Origin of the sequence: Ruegeria marisrubri (assembly GCF_001507595.1) — a bacterium.
Lineage (GTDB): Bacteria > Pseudomonadota > Alphaproteobacteria > Rhodobacterales > Rhodobacteraceae > Ruegeria > Ruegeria marisrubri.
In genome coordinates this window covers 1-16,172 of sequence record NZ_LQBQ01000037.1, presented here as the reverse complement: position 1 = coordinate 16,172, position 16,172 = coordinate 1, and the positions used below count along the sequence as shown (strand labels likewise).

Annotated in this window: 16 protein-coding genes and 1 tRNA gene; 8 read left to right on the top strand and 9 right to left on the bottom strand. The window is 64.9% G+C overall.

All coding sequences use genetic code 11. The features are described 5' to 3' along the window. Positions 1–109: 109 nt before the first annotated feature. Positions 110–1,780, top strand: coding sequence for an ABC transporter permease (locus tag AVO45_RS16630; protein WP_082688852.1), 1,671 nt, complete (start codon positions 110–112; stop codon positions 1,778–1,780). On the opposite strand, the gene AVO45_RS16625 is transcribed toward AVO45_RS16630, so the two are convergent. The 5 genes from AVO45_RS16625 to AVO45_RS16605 form a co-directional block, all read right to left on the bottom strand. Beyond that, on the bottom strand, positions 1,777–2,298 hold the full coding sequence (locus AVO45_RS16625; RefSeq protein WP_068349316.1) for a GNAT family N-acetyltransferase: 522 nt from the start codon (positions 2,296–2,298) through the stop codon (positions 1,777–1,779). The two genes, AVO45_RS16630 and AVO45_RS16625, sit on opposite strands and share 4 nt — an antisense overlap. Continuing rightward, positions 2,295–2,849: a helix-turn-helix domain-containing protein gene (locus AVO45_RS16620; RefSeq protein ID WP_068349314.1), complete on the bottom strand. Its 555-nt coding sequence runs from the start codon at positions 2,847–2,849 to the stop codon at positions 2,295–2,297. The genes AVO45_RS16625 and AVO45_RS16620 overlap by 4 nt, the downstream gene beginning before the upstream one ends. A 118-nt stretch (positions 2,850–2,967) precedes the next feature. Further along, positions 2,968–3,984, bottom strand: coding sequence for a Fe(3+) ABC transporter substrate-binding protein (locus AVO45_RS16615; protein WP_068349312.1), 1,017 nt, complete (start codon positions 3,982–3,984; stop codon positions 2,968–2,970). 324 nt (positions 3,985–4,308) lie between these two features. Continuing rightward, positions 4,309–4,434 (bottom strand): type B 50S ribosomal protein L36, encoded by a 126-nt coding sequence (gene ykgO / locus AVO45_RS16610; RefSeq protein ID WP_005648635.1) that lies wholly within the window; start codon positions 4,432–4,434, stop codon positions 4,309–4,311. Positions 4,435–4,515: 81 nt separating this feature from the next. Further along, a tRNA-Val gene (locus AVO45_RS16605) sits at positions 4,516–4,590 on the bottom strand. 148 nt (positions 4,591–4,738) lie between these two features. Between AVO45_RS16605 and AVO45_RS16600 the strand changes: the two genes are divergently transcribed. Next, positions 4,739–5,599: an N-formylglutamate amidohydrolase gene (locus AVO45_RS16600; protein ID WP_068349310.1), complete on the top strand. Its 861-nt coding sequence runs from the start codon at positions 4,739–4,741 to the stop codon at positions 5,597–5,599. A gap of 20 nt (positions 5,600–5,619) precedes the next feature. Here the strand turns inward: AVO45_RS16600 and AVO45_RS16595 are convergent, their stop codons facing one another. After that, the gene (locus AVO45_RS16595) at positions 5,620–6,873 is read right to left on the bottom strand and encodes a DNA polymerase IV (protein ID WP_068349308.1); all 1,254 of its coding nucleotides are present in this window, start codon (positions 6,871–6,873) and stop codon (positions 5,620–5,622) included. A 360-nt stretch (positions 6,874–7,233) separates the two neighbouring features. Then, the gene (pyrF, locus tag AVO45_RS16590) at positions 7,234–7,938 is read right to left on the bottom strand and encodes an orotidine-5'-phosphate decarboxylase (RefSeq protein ID WP_068349307.1); all 705 of its coding nucleotides are present in this window, start codon (positions 7,936–7,938) and stop codon (positions 7,234–7,236) included. A 308-nt stretch (positions 7,939–8,246) separates the two neighbouring features. Between pyrF and clpB the strand changes: the two genes are divergently transcribed. The 4 genes from clpB to AVO45_RS16570 all read left to right on the top strand — a co-directional run bounded on the left by clpB (position 8,247) and on the right by AVO45_RS16570 (position 13,077). Next, on the top strand, positions 8,247–10,865 hold the full coding sequence (gene clpB / locus AVO45_RS16585; protein WP_068349607.1) for an ATP-dependent chaperone ClpB: 2,619 nt from the start codon (positions 8,247–8,249) through the stop codon (positions 10,863–10,865). Positions 10,866–11,051: 186 nt separating this feature from the next. Beyond that, entirely contained in the window at positions 11,052–11,699 is a 648-nt protein-coding gene (locus tag AVO45_RS16580; protein WP_068349306.1) for a TVP38/TMEM64 family protein, read from the top strand. Between the two features lie 104 nt (positions 11,700–11,803). Continuing rightward, positions 11,804–12,253 carry a phasin family protein gene (locus AVO45_RS16575; RefSeq protein WP_068349305.1) on the top strand — a complete coding sequence of 150 codons (450 nt, stop codon included), beginning with the start codon at positions 11,804–11,806 and terminating at the stop codon, positions 12,251–12,253. Positions 12,254–12,387: 134 nt separating this feature from the next. Further along, complete coding sequence (locus tag AVO45_RS16570) at positions 12,388–13,077, top strand: DUF6629 family protein (protein WP_068349304.1); 690 nt, start codon at positions 12,388–12,390, stop codon at positions 13,075–13,077. Between the two features lie 4 nt (positions 13,078–13,081). Here the strand turns inward: AVO45_RS16570 and AVO45_RS16565 are convergent, their stop codons facing one another. Both AVO45_RS16565 and AVO45_RS16560 read right to left on the bottom strand, forming a co-directional pair. Then, positions 13,082–13,477, bottom strand: a complete 396-nt coding sequence (locus tag AVO45_RS16565) for a hypothetical protein (protein WP_068349303.1) — start codon at positions 13,475–13,477, stop codon at positions 13,082–13,084. Positions 13,478–13,664: 187 nt separating this feature from the next. Next, positions 13,665–14,042 carry a DUF302 domain-containing protein gene (locus AVO45_RS16560; RefSeq protein ID WP_240482161.1) on the bottom strand — a complete coding sequence of 126 codons (378 nt, stop codon included), beginning with the start codon at positions 14,040–14,042 and terminating at the stop codon, positions 13,665–13,667. 355 nt (positions 14,043–14,397) lie between these two features. Between AVO45_RS16560 and msrP the strand changes: the two genes are divergently transcribed. Further along, positions 14,398–15,297: a protein-methionine-sulfoxide reductase catalytic subunit MsrP gene (msrP, locus tag AVO45_RS16555; protein ID WP_068349605.1), complete on the top strand. Its 900-nt coding sequence runs from the start codon at positions 14,398–14,400 to the stop codon at positions 15,295–15,297. 4 nt (positions 15,298–15,301) lie between these two features. Continuing rightward, positions 15,302–15,898, top strand: coding sequence for a protein-methionine-sulfoxide reductase heme-binding subunit MsrQ (msrQ, locus tag AVO45_RS16550; RefSeq protein WP_068349299.1), 597 nt, complete (start codon positions 15,302–15,304; stop codon positions 15,896–15,898). Positions 15,899–16,172 lie beyond the last annotated feature (274 nt).

Below are 16,172 nucleotides of genomic sequence, written 5' to 3'. Positions count from 1 at the left end.
CTTCCCGCCCGGTTTCGGCAGGCGCTGTCCCGATTGGCACTGGAATCTCCGATAAATTTGGTCAATTAAGGGGCAGGCGCGATGGGGCGCCGCAAGCGGTGCAGAGGCAATGGCCGAAATCGAATATTCAGAACACGGCTCGCGCCATCGCAGCGCGGTGGGTACACGGGTGCTGGGCACGCTGGCCTACACGATCGCCGCGGCCTGCCTGCTGCCGATGGTGGCCGTGTTTCTGGCCGCTGTGACCGGCGGCACCGACACGATCTCGCACCTGATGGACACCGTGCTGCCGCGCTACACCGCGACCACGGTGATCCTGGTGGTGCTGGTGGCGATCGGCACCTTCTCCATCGGCGTCGGGGCCGCCTGGCTGGTGACCATGACGCGCTTTCCCGGCGTGCGCATCCTGGAAATCGCGCTGGTGCTGCCGCTGGCCTTTCCGGCCTATGTGCTGGCCTATGCCTATACCTTCATCCTCGACCACCCCGGCATCGTGCAGACGACGCTCCGGCAGGTGACGGGCTGGGGGCCGCGCGACTACTGGTTCCCCGAGATCCGCTCGACCGAGGGCGCGGCGCTGATGCTGGTGCTGGTGCTCTATCCTTACGTCTATCTTCTGGCCCGCGCGGCCTTTCTGCAGCAAAGTGCCACCGCCTTTCTGGCCGCCCGCGCCCTCGGCAGCAGCCCGTGGTCGGCCTTTCTGCGCGTGTCGCTGCCAATGGCGCGCCCCGCCATCGCCGGGGGCGTGCTGCTGGCGGTGATGGAGACCATCGCCGATTTCGGCACCGTCGCCTATTTCGGCGTCCAGACCTTTGCCACCGGCATCTACACCAGCTGGTTCTCGATGGCCGACCGCGCCGCGGCGGCGCAACTGGCGCTGTGCCTGCTGGGTTTTGCGCTGCTCATGGCGGTCACCGAACGGGCGCAGCGGGGCAAGGCGAAATACTACCAGGCCGGCAAGCGCCACACGGCCCTGCCCGCCGCACAGCTCAAGGGCTGGCAGTCGGCGGCGGCGCTGACGCTCTGCGTGATCCCGGTGCTTTTCGGCTTTCTGCTGCCGGTCATCGTGCTGGTGCAGATGGGTTTTGAATCCGAACAGAACCTGCTGTCGCGCCGCTATGTCGGTTTCATCCAGAACTCGCTGACACTGGCCGGAACGGCCGCGGTGGTGACGGTCTGCGCCGCGATCTGCGTCGGCTTCTTCCAACGCCTGAAACCGGGGCGCCAGTCGGCCGCGGCGGCCTATCTGGCGCGGCTGGGCTACGCGGTGCCCGGCGGCGTGATCGCGGTGGGCCTCATGGTGCCCTTCGCCAGCTTCGACAACGCGCTCGACGCCTGGATGCGCGAGACCTTCGACATCTCGACCGGCCTGCTGGTGACCGGCTCGATCTGGCTGCTGGTGGCGGCCTACATGGTGCGTTTCCTTGCTGCCGCGCTCAGCGCCTACGAGGGCGGGCAGAGCACGGTTCACGCCAACATGGACGCCGCCGCCCGGTCGCTGGGCCAGACCCCGCTGGGCACGCTGCGCCGGGTGCATCTGCCGATCCTGACGCCGTCGCTGCTGACCGCGCTGCTGATCGTCTTCGTCGACGTGATGAAAGAGCTGCCCGCCACCCTCATCATGCGGCCCTTCAACTTTGACACGCTGGCGGTGCAGGCCTACCGGCTGGCCTCGGACGAGCGGCTCGAGGGCGCGGCGGTGCCCTCGCTGGTCATCCTCGCCGTGGGTCTCTTGCCGGTGATCCTGATCTGCCGCCAGGTGGGGCGGAACCAGCGCTAGGGTGCAAGCTGCTTGAACATGTAGGTCGTCGGCTCATACCGCTCTTCGACCGGGTTGCGGCAATAGTTGGGGATCTCTCCCGCGATCTCGAACCCGAGACTTTCATAGAGGATCCGTGAAGGGTCAGAACTGCGCGTATCCAGCACCAGCAGCCTGCGCCCCAATGCCCGTGCCCGCGCCTCGAGCGCCTGCATCAACGCCCGCCCCAGTCCGCGCCGCCGTGCCTCGGGATGAACCAGCAGCTTCGCCACATCGGCCCTGTGCGGCTGGTTCGGCATCTGGGCCATGACCAGTTGCACCGTGCCAAGGGTCTGATCACCGTCGCGCGCCACGAACAGCTCCGTGCCGCCCGGCCCCACCGTCGGAAACACCCGGTCCCGCCAATAGGCCCGCGCCCGAGGCCTCTCGAAGGGCAGGATGAACCCCACGCTGGCCCCGTCCTGCACGCAGGCGTGCAGGATCGCGGCCAGATCCTCCAGCGCCGCCGGCAAGTCCTGCGGCCCCAACCGCGCGATCATATCAGCACCAGCATGTAGCGGGCGCCGCGCTGCGGTCCGGTCTCGAACCGGTTGGGGCCCGAGAGGTGAAAGCGCAGGCCGTCGCCCGCGCTCAGTTCGTGCGGCGTGCCATCCACGGTCAGCGTCAAGGCCCCGTCGAGCATGACCAGATGATGCTCCTGCCCCGGTTTCGGCGGCGCGTCATAGGCGATGGCGGTGCCGGGGGGCAGGTGGCATTCCAGCACCTCGCCACTCAGCCCCGGCGCCGGGGGCGAGACCGACCGGCGGGTAAAGCCCGTCTCGGGATCGGTCCATTCGGGTTGCCTCTCATAGGGCACCTTGCGGTCGAATGTCTCCTCGACCATCATCAGCAGGCGCGACATCGGCAGGCCGAAGGCCGCGCAGAGATGGCCGAGGCTTTGTGCGGTCGGGCTGACCTCGCCCTTTTCCAGCCGCGACAGGGTGGCCCGGCTCAGCCCGCTTTGCGCGGCCAGCTGATCCAGCGACCAGCCGCGGGCCTGCCGCAATTCCCTGAGGCGATCCGCAAGTCGTTCCGAGAGTGTGTCCAGCATGTTCCAAAAACGAGAGAAAATTTCAGATATGGAAATGCTGCACTGAAATGGAACGATAATCAAACGAAAAAGGCGCAGGGAAACCCCTGCGCCCTTGGATGCCTGTTTTTCGGGCGGATTACTTCCAGCCGACCTCGTTGAAGATCTTCTGCGCCTCGGGGATGTTCTTGGCAACTTCCGACAGGTTGATGTCGTCGGCCTTGAACTCACCCAGAGCGGCCACGTTCTCGGCCAGCGGTACGCCGGCGACGGCGGGGTATTCGTCATTGCCGTTCGAGAAATAGACCTGCGCCTGATCGCTGGCGAGATACTCCAGGAACTTGATGGCGTTGTCCTTGTGCGGGGCATGCGCCGCGACACCGGCGCCCGACAGGTTCATATGCGCGCCTTCCGCGTCCTGCGACGGGAACTGGATGCCGATCATGTCGATGCTGTCCGACAGGCCCTTGACGTTTTTGCGCAGCGCCCGGGCAAAGTAGTAGGAGTTCGAGACCGAGATCTCGCACTCGCCCGACACGATGCCGCGCAGCTGGTCGGTGTCACCGCCCTGCGGGTCGCGCGCCATGTTGGCGACCACGCCCGCGGCCCATTCCCTGGCCTTCTCAGCGCCGTGGTGGGTGATGATCGAGGCCAGCAGCGTCTGGTTGTAGGTGTTGGTCGACGAGCGGATGCAGACCAGACCTTTGTATTCGGCGTTTGCCAGATCCAGGTAGGTGGCCGGCGGGTTGGTCACGTCATTCTTGTCGTAGAAGATGATGCGCGCGCGCTGCGAGAAGCCGAACCACTGGTTGTCCTCGTCCTGGAGGTTGGCGGGGATGCGCTCTTCCAGAACGGCGCTGTCGATCGCCTGCAGCAGACCGGCGTTCTTGGCCCGCGCCAGGCGCGAGGTGTCCACGGTCAGCAGGATGTCGGCGGGCGAGTTCGCGCCCTCGGCTTCCATCCGCGCGATCAGCTCGTCGGCCTTGCCTTCGATGCGGTTGATCTTGATGCCGGTGGCCTCTTCGAAATCGGTATAGAGGCGCTCGTCAGTGTCATAGTGGCGCGACGAATACAGGTTCAGTTCGCCCTCGGCGGCGGCCGAGGTCGCGATGAGGGCGGTCAGCGCGGCGGCGATGCAGGTGGAGGATTTCAGCATTGGTGTGTCCCTACTGTTTTTGTTCGCGAAAAATCTGACTGATTTGCTCAATTAAAGGATTCCGGGCGGGATGCAAGAAAAAACCGACAAAATTACTTGGTTAAAAATGTCGCGGCGCTCTCAGGGACTTTTCCCCCGAACGGTTGGGCGTCGGCTGGCCGATAAAGACAGGCTTCGCCCTGTTCGTTTCAGTCTCCTACGCGATGGCGGCCTGTTGCATCACATGGCTCGTGCGGAGGGTTCTCAGGCGGGGCCGCGGGGCCGATTGAGCACAAAAAAACCGCGCCCGAAGGCGCGGTTCCTTGAAACGGTGTATCGCCGTTCTCAGCCCTGGCGGGCTTTGAACTTGCGCTGCGTCTTGTTGATGACGTAGACGCGGCCTTTGCGACGCACGACCCGGCAGTCGCGGTGCCGGTTCTTGAGCGAGCGGAGCGAGTTCTTGACCTTCATGGCCTATCTCCAGTTCCTGCGGCGCGGGCCAGCGCCTGGGTTAGCGGGTGCCCCGGGTCAGACCCGAAACAGTGAAACAGATGGTGGGCGGTACAAGGATCGAACTTGTGACCCCTTCGATGTCAACGAAGTGCTCTACCGCTGAGCTAACCGCCCACTTTCCCTTTGCGAGATCCGCCCCAGAACGAAATGGGGCGCGGAACCCCGCGCCGGTGGAGGGGTCTATAAAAGGAGTCGTCGGGGGGATCAAGGGCTTTGGTGCAACATTTTTCCGGGCTATGTTTCTTTCCGACAAGGAGAGAACATGCAGAACGCAGCCTACCATATCAGCCTGCCCGCCAGGCGCACCTCCTGCGTGGTGTTTTCCTCGCCGCACAGCGGGCGTGACTATCCTGCCGAGTTCCTTCAGCGATCGGTGCTGGGCCGCCATGCGATTCGCTCGTCCGAGGACGCTTTCGTTGACATGCTGTTCGAGCCGGCCGCCGAATATGGGGCGCCATTGCTCAAATCCGCGGTGCCGCGCGCCTATCTCGACCTCAATCGCGCGGCCGAGGAACTGGACCCGGCGCTGATCGAAGGGGCGCGGCGCAATGGCCACAACCCGCGCGTGGCCTCGGGGCTGGGGGTGATTCCCCGCGTGGTGGCCAACGGACGGGCGATCTATCGCGGCAAGCTGCCGATGGCCGAGGCACAGCGGCGAATCGAGACCTACTGGCATCCCTACCATGCCCGGCTGCAATCGCTGCTCGACGAATCACGCCGGCAGTTCGGTCAGGCGATTCTGGTCGATTGCCACTCGATGCCGCGCGAGGCGGTCGCCGGGCTGACCCGCAACCGCAGCGCCCGGCCGGAAATCGTGCTGGGCGATCGGTTCGGGGCGTCGGCCTCGGCCGAGATCGTGGATCGAATCGAGGCCGCTTTCGCGGCGGCCGGTCTGACCGTCTCGCGCAACGCGCCCTTCGCGGGCGCCTATGTCACCCAGACCTACGGGCGGCCGTCGCGGCACCAGCACGCGGTTCAGATCGAGATCGACCGCTCGCTCTATATCGACGAGGCGAAAATCGAGCCCAACGAAAACTTCGAGACCTTCCGCCGGGTGTTGCGCGCGGTGATCGCCGAGATCGCCGCCATCGGGCAGGACCGGGTGCAACTGGCCGCCGAGTAAGGGCGGAACACAGCGCGCGTCTAACGCAGCGCCCGTCCTTTCAGAATCGCATCCGCGCCGAACTTGCGCCGGATCTCGTCGGCTGCCCGTTCGGCCTCCGACCGCCGCGCCGCGCCGGGGTCCAGCAGGTCGCCCGAGATGTCCGCCTGATCCGCATCGCACAGGTCCGACAGGCCGCAGCCCAGCAGGCGATAGGGCCCCTGGTCGCCCACCTGATCGAACAGGCCGCGCGCGGTGCGATAGATCCGGTCGGCCATCTGGGTTGCGTCGCGCAGCGACACGCGCCGCGTCAGGATCTTGTGGTTGGCCCGTTTCAGCTTCAGCGTCACCACCCGCCCCGCCAGCCCCTTGGCCTTGGCGCGGTCGGCGACCTTTTCCGCCATCCGCCACAGATGCCCGTCCAGCACGTCCGGGTCGGCGGTGTCCTCGAAGAATGTGGTCTCGTTGCTGATCGACTTCATCGGCGTGTGCGCCGAGACCCGGCGCTTGTCCTGCCCGCGCGCCAGATGCCACAGCCGATGGCCCATGGACCCGAACCGGGCGGTCAGCGTCTCCTGGTCCCAGCGCAGCAGATCGGCGAAGGTGCGGATGCCCGCGCGCTCCAGCGACTCCTGCGCCGCCGGGCCAATGCCCCAGATCAGCCGCACCGGCTTGTCGTGCAGAAACTCCGCCGTTTCCGCCTTGCCGATCACCGAAAACCCGCGCGGCTTGTCGAGGTCCGAGGCCACCTTGGCCAGGAACTTGTTGTGCGACAACCCGATCGAGCCGGTCACGCCCAGCTCGTCCTTCATCCGCTTGACCAGCCGCGCCAGCATCACCGCGGGCGGCGCACCGTGCAGGCGCTGAGTGCCCGACAGGTCCATGAAGGCCTCGTCCAGAGACAGCGGTTCCACGTCCGGGGTCAGCTCGTCCATCATCGCGCGGATCTGGCGCGACACCTCGGCATAGACCGACATGCGCGGCTTGATCACCACCGCGTCGGGGCACAGCTTCAGCGCCTGGAACATCGGCATGGCCGAGCGCACGCCGCGGATGCGCGCCACGTAGCAGGCGGTGGACACCACGCCGCGCCGCCCCCCGCCGATGATCACCGGCTTGTCGGCCAGTTCGGGGTTGTCGCGCTTTTCCACCGAGGCATAGAAGGCGTCGCAGTCCATGTGCGCGATGGTCAGGTCGAACAGTTCCGGATGCCGCACCACGCGCGGGCTGCCGCAGCCCGGGCAGCGCCGGGCGTCGTCAAAACGGGTCATGCAGTCGCGACACAGGCCGGGCATTCCACTTTTCCTGATCCGGGATTCGCCTGTTCCAGCTACACCAGAAGCGGCCGCCGATCAAAGGGCGGGGCAGGGATCAGAATTGTCGGGGTTCTCCCCCAAGAAAACCCCCCGCTGTTCCGGCGGGGGGAGGAAACGAACCTCAGGAAGAAATGGTTCGTTGGGGAGTGTCTCAGGTCAAGCGTCGCCCAGAATCGCCATTGGCGATAGGGGCGGAGGTGACGCAGGGAAAACTCGCCTTTTCCATGTGCTTTTGAGGGCACAGAGGCAATTTGGCGCGGTTGGGCGGCAAAATCGCGCGAACTCAAACGGTTGCGCCGGAAATTCGGGCAAAATGCGAAAGGCGCGGTCCAGATCGGCTCAGTTGCCGTTCGCCGATTCCAATTCGTCCAGAACGGCCCGCGCGGCGGCTTTGGGGTCTTTCGCGCGGTAGATCGGGCGCCCGACGACGATGTGATCCGCCCCGTCGGCAACCGCCTGCGCCGGGGTCGCGACGCGTTTCTGGTCGCCCAGGGCGGCGCCTGCGGGCCGCACGCCCGGGGTCACGATCAGGCGCCCCTCGGCCTGCGGCAGGGCGCGGATCAGGGCGGCTTCCTGCGGGCTGGCGATGACGCCGTCGGCCCCCGCCTCGAATGCCCGCGCCGCGCGCTCGATCACCAGATCCTGCACCGCGCCTTCCTTGATCAGCCCGGCATCCAGATCCGCGCGGTTCAGCGAGGTCAGGATCGTGACGGCCAGAATCTTCAGATCCTTGCCTGCCGCCCCTTCCTTGGCGGCGCGCACCACATGCGGGTCGCCATGCACGGTCAGGAAATCCAGATCGAACTGCGCCAGCCCCCGCACGGCATTCTCGACCGTGTTGCCGATGTCAAAGAGCTTCATGTCCAGAAAGATGCGCTTGCCATGCTCCTGCTTGAGCTCGTTGGCCAAGGCCAGCCCGCCCCCGGTCAGCATGCCCAGCCCGATCTTGTAGAACGACACCGCGTCGCCCAGCGTCTCGACCAGCTTCAGCCCCTCCAGCGCGTTCGGGACATCGAGGGCGACGATCAGGCGGTCATCGGACATGGCAGCTCTCCTTGTTGCGGGCTGGGCGCTTCATAAGGAGCCGTTGGCCCGCGGGCAAGGCCGGCGGGCCGAGAAACTCCCGCGCCCGAACGCAGACCAGCGGTCTGCATTGCGGCCTTGGGCCCGGCGCCGCGCCCAAGGCGCGGCGCGGTCGCGCAACGGGGAACCGGTCGGGAAACTCGGGCCGGAATTCTCGGCCAGCCCCCTTGAAGCCGCAGCGATATTTCCCAGATTGATTTCGAGGCCCAGAACTGACGCGTGCCGCCGAGCGGGCGCAAAACCTTGGGCGCTTGGAAAAGGAGAGAATGATGGACTTGAACAAGTTCACCGAGCGGGCACGAGGATTCGTGCAGGCGGCTCAGACGATTGCAATTCGCGAGGGGCACCAGCGACTGTCCCCCGAGCACCTTCTCAAGGCATTGATGGATGACGATCAGGGGCTGGCAAGCAACCTGATCACCCGCGCCGGCGGTTCCCCCGAACGGGTCGTCGAGGCTCTGGACGTCGCCATGTCGAAAATCCCCAAGGTCAGCGGCGACGCGGCGCAGGTCTATCTGGACACCCAGACGGCCAAGGTGCTGGACGAGGCCGAGAAGATCGCCAAGAAGGCCGGCGACAGCTTCGTTCCGGTCGAGCGCGTGCTGATGGCGCTGTGCATGGTGAAATCCAAGGCCAAGGAGGCGCTGGAGGCCGGCGCCGTGTCGGCGCAGAGCCTGAACGAGGCGATCAACGACATCCGCAAGGGCCGCACCGCGGACAGCGCCAACGCCGAAGAGGGCTATGACGCGCTCAAGAAATATGCCCGCGACCTGACCGAGGCCGCCCGCGAGGGCAAGATCGACCCGATCATCGGCCGCGACGAGGAAATCCGCCGCGCCATGCAGGTCCTGTCGCGCCGCACCAAGAACAACCCGGTCCTGATCGGTGAGCCCGGCGTCGGCAAGACCGCCATCGCCGAGGGCATGGCCCTGCGCATCGTGAACGGCGACGTGCCGGAATCGCTCAAGGACAAGAAGCTTCTGGCGCTCGACATGGGCGCGCTGATCGCCGGTGCGAAATACCGCGGCGAGTTCGAAGAGCGCCTGAAGGCCGTCCTGAACGAGATCACGGCAGCCGCCGGCGAGATCATCCTGTTCATCGACGAGATGCACACGCTGGTGGGCGCCGGCAAGGCCGACGGCGCGATGGATGCGGCCAACCTGATCAAGCCGGCGCTGGCGCGGGGCGAGCTGCACTGCATCGGCGCCACCACGCTGGACGAGTACCGCAAATACGTCGAGAAGGACGCGGCCCTTGCCCGCCGGTTCCAGCCCGTCTTCGTGCAGGAACCCACGGTCGAGGACACGATCTCGATACTGCGCGGCATCAAGGAGAAATACGAGCTGCACCACGGTGTGCGCATCTCGGACTCGGCGCTTGTCGCGGCGGCGACCCTGTCGCACCGCTACATCACCGACCGTTTCCTGCCCGACAAGGCGATCGACCTCGTGGACGAGGCCGCCTCGCGCCTGCGCATGGAGGTGGACAGCAAGCCCGAGGAACTCGACCAGCTCGATCGCCAGATCCTGCAGATGCAGATCGAGGAAGAGGCGCTCAAGCTGGAAGACGACGCGGCGTCCAAGGACCGTCTGGAAACGCTCCAGAAGGAACTGGCCGAGCTCAAGGAGAAATCCGCCGAGATGACGGCCCAGTGGCAGGCCGAGCGTGACAAGCTGGCCAGCGCCCGCGAGCTGAAGGAACAGCTGGACAAGGCGCGCGCCGAGCTGGAGATCGCCAAGCGCGAAGGCAACCTCGCCAAGGCGGGTGAGCTGTCCTACGGCATCATCCCCGAGCTCGAGAAAAAGCTGGCCGAGGCCGAAGCCGCCGAGGAAACCGGCATGATGGTCGAAGAGGCCGTGCGCCCCGAACAGATCGCCGCGGTGGTCGAACGCTGGACCGGCATCCCGACCTCGAAGATGCTGGAAGGCGAGCGCGAGAAGCTGCTGCGCATGGAAGACGAGCTGCACCGCCGCGTCATCGGCCAGGACACCGCCGTCCAGGCCGTGGCCAACGCCGTCCGCCGCGCCCGCGCGGGTCTGAACGACGAGAACCGGCCGCTGGGCTCGTTCCTGTTCCTCGGCCCCACCGGCGTCGGCAAGACCGAGCTGACCAAGGCCGTGGCCGAGTTCCTGTTCGACGACGAACATGCGATGGTCCGCATCGACATGTCCGAGTTCATGGAGAAACACGCCGTCGCCCGCCTGATCGGCGCGCCGCCGGGCTATGTCGGCTATGACGAGGGCGGGGTGCTGACCGAGGCGGTCCGCCGCCGGCCCTATCAGGTCGTGCTGTTCGACGAGGTCGAAAAGGCCCACCCGGACGTGTTCAACGTGTTGCTGCAGGTGCTCGACGACGGCGTGCTGACCGACGGTCAGGGCCGCACGGTGGACTTCAAGCAGACGCTGATCATCCTGACCTCGAACCTCGGTTCGCAGGCGCTCAGCCAGTTGCCCGAGGGGGCCGACGCCGCCGAGGCCAAGCGCGACGTGATGGACGCGGTGCGGGCGCATTTCCGCCCCGAGTTCCTCAACCGCCTCGATGAGATGGTCATCTTCGACCGGCTCAAGCGGTCGGACATGGACGGCATCGTCGACATCCAGATCGCGCGCCTGAAAAAGCGTCTGGCCGCTCGCAAGATCGACCTGGTGCTGGACGACTCGGCGCGGGAATGGCTGGCCAACGAAGGCTACGACCCGGTCTTCGGCGCCCGTCCGCTCAAGCGCGTGATCCAGCGCGCCCTGCAGAACCCGCTGGCCGAAGCCATGCTGGCCGGCGAGATCAAGGACGGCGACACCGTTCCGGTCACCGCCGGCCCCGATGGGCTGATCATCGGCGATCGGGTCGGCACATCGGACCGGCCCACGCCCGATGACGCGGTCGTCCACTAAGACCCGTCTGATCTGACACACAGGAAAGACCCCGGCACATGTCCGGGGTCTTTTCACGTCTGCATGGATGCGCGCCGCTCGATCCGAGCCTTCAATTCTGCGTGCAGCGGCGCGGGGCGCGAGTGATCGGTGCCGCCAGGCCTGCTATGGTCTTGCTCTTAACCGCCCATGCGAAAGGCATGCGCCATGACATCCTTTGGGCAAAGGGCCGCCATTCTTGCGCTTCTGACCGTGCTTCTGGCCGGGGCGGTGTTGGCCTATGCCCATGCCGGGCAATTCGCCAGCCCCGAGCAGATGGCGGCGCAGCTGCGCGCGGCAGGCATCTGGGCCCCGGTCGTGGTGATCGGCCTGATGGTCCTGCACAGTTTCGTGCCGTTCCCCGCCGAGATCCTGGCGCTCTGCGCCGGGGCCGTGTTCGGCACCCTGCTGGGCGGCGCGCTGATCTGGGTGGGGGCGATGGCGGGGGCCTTGGTGGCCTTCGGGCTGGCGCGCTGGCTGGGGCGCGAGGCGGTGCGCGGCTGGCTCGGCACGGCGCAGGCCCGGCGTCTGGACGACTGGACCGAGACGCAGGGGGCTTTCACCCTGCTGGTCCTGCGCCTGCTGCCGGTGGTGGCCTTCAACCTGATCAACTACGCCGCCGGCCTGACGCGGGTGCGGCTGTGGACCTTTGTCTGGACCACCGCCATCGGCATCCTGCCCATCACCTTGCTGAGCACATGGCTGGGCGCGCAGATGCTGAGGCTGGACTGGCCGACGCTTCTGGCCTTTTCCGCCGGGGCGATTGCGGCGCTGTGCCTTCTGCACTGGCTGGCAAGAACGCACGGATGGGTCTGACTTTTTGCCCGAAAACCTCCCCGGATTTGATTTCAATTAAGGCGGAAACCCCCGAAGGCTGAGACAATGACGAAAGGCCATTTCTGTTACGAGGAGAAACGCTCATGACCAGAAAGAAAACCAAGGCCGACGCGCCCAAGGCATTCTCGGACATCCTGAAACCGTTGCAGGCTGCCTCGTCGGTCAACCCCCTGCTCAAGCCGCAGATCGAACAGTTTTGGGACGCGCAGGAAAAATTCCTGGACGAGACCGAACGCTTTGCCCACCACTGGTTCGAACGCCGCCACGAGGCCATCCGCACGGCACTGACCGCCGCCCGCGCCGCCACGGCAGAGGGGCGGGCGGACCCGGCCAAGGCGATGGAGGCCATGCTGGACTGGCAGCGCCATTCGATGGAGCGGCTGGTCGAGGATGCCCGTGAATGGCTCGACACGATGTCGCGCTGCGCCAGCTATGCGACCGAGACCGAGGCCGAAGCGGTCGAGGAGACATTGGAAGAAGCCGCCGAGATCGCCAGGAAATCGACGAAATCGGCGAAATCCGAGCCTGTTTGAAACAGGTGAACTCTGGCCGCAGCTGACGACGTGTCCCGGCGTCGTCGGGGGTTATGGCCAATAGGACACGCGACCGCGTGCCATTTTCCCGGTGCCGCGACGGCGGGGTGGCAAGACTGTATAGTGCCGGAACCATGTGTTTTTCCGCCGAGGCAAGTTTCATAGCCGGTGCCGCATTGGTGGGGTGCAGCGGCCTGACGTTCGGAATGGGGCGTGAAATGGGCGCGCGGTTTCTGCCGCTGGCCGCCTTTCCGTTGTTCTTTGGCGTTCAGCAAATCGCCGAAGGCGTCCTCTGGCTGTCTCTCGGAGACACGTCGCCCTCGGTCCCGGCTGCGATGGTGTTCTTGTTTTTCGCCTATTGGTTCTGGCCGGTCTGGGTGCCGCTCTCCTCGGCGCTGATCGAACCGAGCGTCATGCGGCGCCGGATGTTCATGGGTGTCTCGGCCGTCGGCTTCGGCTTTGGGATGCTGCTATTCCTGCCTGTTCTCCTGCAGCCGGACTCGCTTGGGATATCCCTGGTCCAGCACTCGATCCAGTATGACAACCCCAGAGTCATGCCGGATGACTTCGTCAGATACGCCGCCCGGCTGTTCTATGCGGCGATCATCTGCCTTTCCCTGATCGGGTCCAGCCATCCCCAGATGCGCGGCTTTGGCTACCTGATCCTGGCCACGATGGTCATCGGCTTCGTCTTTGCCTCCTACGCCTTCACCTCGATCTGGTGCTTCATGGCCGCGATTGTTTCGGCAAGCATCTTCCTCGTCCTGCGCTCGATGCGGTCTGGCACCCCGGCGGGTCTGGGAATCGGGAAACGGGAAAGCTGAGTCTTCACCCGCTGGCCGTTCTTTCGTCGCAGGTCTTCTTGGCCTGCGCCACGGACAGCGAGTTCCCGATGAGCTTCACGTCGTTCGTCAGCGTGCTGACCTCTGCAGCACCGGGGGGGCGCTCAAAGCCGAAGGTCACGGCGCGCTCACCCGGTTGGGCCGTGCTGGCCGAGGGGCCCTTCCACACATACAGCCTCTGGTTCGCAGGCTTCTTCAATCGCGTCAGCGCGTAATCCCCCGCGCCGCACCAGTAGATCGCGTTTTCCGAAAAATCCGCGATCACCTCGATCAGGCCGCTGTCCAGTTGATAGGCTTTCGACCGTGACTCGTTTCCGGCCTGCGCGCACAGGGGCAGGGCGGCGGCAAGAGCAAGGGTCAACGCGAATGGCCGGGCAGACATGGTTCATTCCTCCGATGGGTGATTGCATGTAATACGCGGGTGCCCCGCGTTCGGATCACCCGGCAGAGATCCAGTGCGCCGGCGGCCGGGGGGGGCGCGGCGCCTGCCCCCAGCCGTTTCTCGTTGTACAAAACGGAAGATCGGCCTTTCCGTGGCGGTACAAAACGGAACAACCGCCCGGTCCGGCCTATTCGCCCAGGGCGTCCTTCACGATGCCGTCCAGCAGCGACTGAACCTCCTGCATCGGACCTTCGGGGTACTGGCGGTACCCGACGACGACTTCGTCGGGCTTGTCCGCAAGCTGCGCCACGAAGATGCCATAGGGACAATGGACGATGTTCATGGGGTCGGCCTCCATCACCCGCCGCGACACGGCCGCCGAGCAGAACGTATAGACATTCGCCTTGGTGAACAGCACCTTGTCCGATCCCACGTCTTCGCGGGTCCGCTTCAGCATGTCCCCCACGTAGCTGACGTGATCCACCACCAGCCCTTCACCGACGATGGCGGTTTCGACGGCGAAGGCCACGTCGTCGAAACTGTCCGAGCTCGTGTAGCTCACCATATCCTGTGCCTGGGCGGCAGCCGCCCCCCAAATGCAGCAGGTTGCTAGCAAGAGTTTTCTCAATTTCCTTCTCCCTTTGTGGTCGTCCCTGGCGCGACATGGGCAGACAGCTTGGACGCTCTGGCCGATTCTGCCTTGCGCCAGATCAACATATAGGAATTTTAGCATGATTCTTCCGATTTCCTTTGGTCCACGCAAACCGGGTAGAGCCGAACCCCGCAGGTATGCTGTATACTTGGATGGCGAGGACACCAGAAAAGGTTACAGCGCCTTGTCACGAATGTGAGGCGAGTTGCTTTGGCAACTTCCTTCAGGGCGGCTAAGCCGGTGAAAATTGATGAAACTGGAGACCGAGATGGCCAATCGCTGGCAGAATGACCTGACCTTTTCGGACGTGACGCCCGAAGCCGTATTCTTCAACCGCAGGAAGTTCATCACCGGCGCCGCCGGCCTTGGCCTTTCCGCGCTGGCCGGTCCGGCCCTGGCAGACAAGCTGGAACCGAACTCGTGGCAGGAGATCACCTCGTACAACAACTACTACGAATTCGGCACCCGCAAGGAGGACCCCGCGAAATACGCCGGCGCCCTGACCACCGAGCCCTGGAGCGTCAAGATCGACGGGCTGGTCGAGCGCCCCGGCGACTACGACCTGCAGGACATCCTCTCGGAGATGACGATCGAGGAGCGCATCTATCGCTTCCGCTGCGTCGAGGCCTGGTCGATGGTGGTGCCGTGGAACGGGTTCGAGCTTGCCGATCTGTTGGACATGGTGGGCGTCCGGCCCGAGGCCAGATACGTGGCCTTTGAAACGCTCTACCGCCCCGAGGAGATGCCCGGCACCCGCTTCCCGGTTCTCGACTGGCCTTACCGCGAGGGGCTACGGCTGGACGAGGCGCTGCACCCGCTGACGCTGATCGCGACGGGGATCTACGGCAAGCCGGTCCCGAAGCAGAACGGCGCGCCGCTGCGTCTGGTGGTGCCGTGGAAATACGGGTTCAAGTCGATCAAGTCGATCGTGCGCATCACCCTGACCGACACGCAGCCGCCAACCAGCTGGAACATGTCCATCCCGAACGAATACGGCTTCTACAGCAACGTGAACCCGAACGTGGATCACCCCCGCTGGAGCCAGGCCACCGAGCGCCGGATCGGTGGCGGCCTGTTTTCCAGGCGCGTGCCGACGCTGATGTTCAACGGATATGAAAATGAGGTGGCCGGACTTTACGATGGAATGGATCTGGCGAAGAATTATTGACGTCATGGAGTGGTTGAACGCGCAACTGCGCCGCATTCCGGTGTGGCTGGTCTATCTCGTCGGTTTCCTGCCGGCCCCGGTTCTTCTGTATCAGGGCGCAACCGGCGGGCTGGGGGTCGAGCCGATCAAGGCCTTGGAGCACGAGCTGGGCGAACTGGCCTTGCAACTGGTCATCGTAGGCTTGGCGATGTCACCTCTCAGAAAATATGTCGGGCTGAACCTGATGAAGTTTCGCCGGGCGATCGGCCTGCTCGCCTTTTTCTATGTCTTCTGTCACCTTCTGGTCTGGCTGGTTCTGGATGTGCAGATCCCGGCGCAGATCTGGGCCGATATCGTGAAACGGCCCTATATCACGATCGGCATGGCCGGGTTCCTGATGATGCTGCCCTTGGCGCTGACCTCGAACAACAGGTCGGTTCGCCTGCTGGGCCCTCGCTGGCGGAGCCTGCACAAGCTGACCTATCCGGCGGCGCTGTTGGGCGCCCTTCACTATGTCATGTTGGCCAAGGGATTTCAGATCGAGCCGCTGATCTACTTCGGAATCGTGCTTGGGCTGCTGCTTCTGCGTCTTCCTGGGGCGCGTCGCAAAGCCATGGCTTGAGGCAAGTGGTTTAGAGGTGAGACCGCTCCGGCGACCGGCCAATCCCAGCGATCTGCATCCCAAGGGGGCGCGAGTCGGAGCGATTCACTTGGATAGGGGCCTGTGCGTACCTATGTTATAGGGGTGCCGGGCTTCGTTGGGCCGCTTAACCGGTTGAAATTGTTTTACTATCCATGATTTCCGCATTTTTTTTGATTTTTTGTGTATTGGGGGGTTGCGGGTGTTTGGAGTAATCCGTAAATAGCCCCTCACCGGCGGCGCTGAGGTGCTGCAG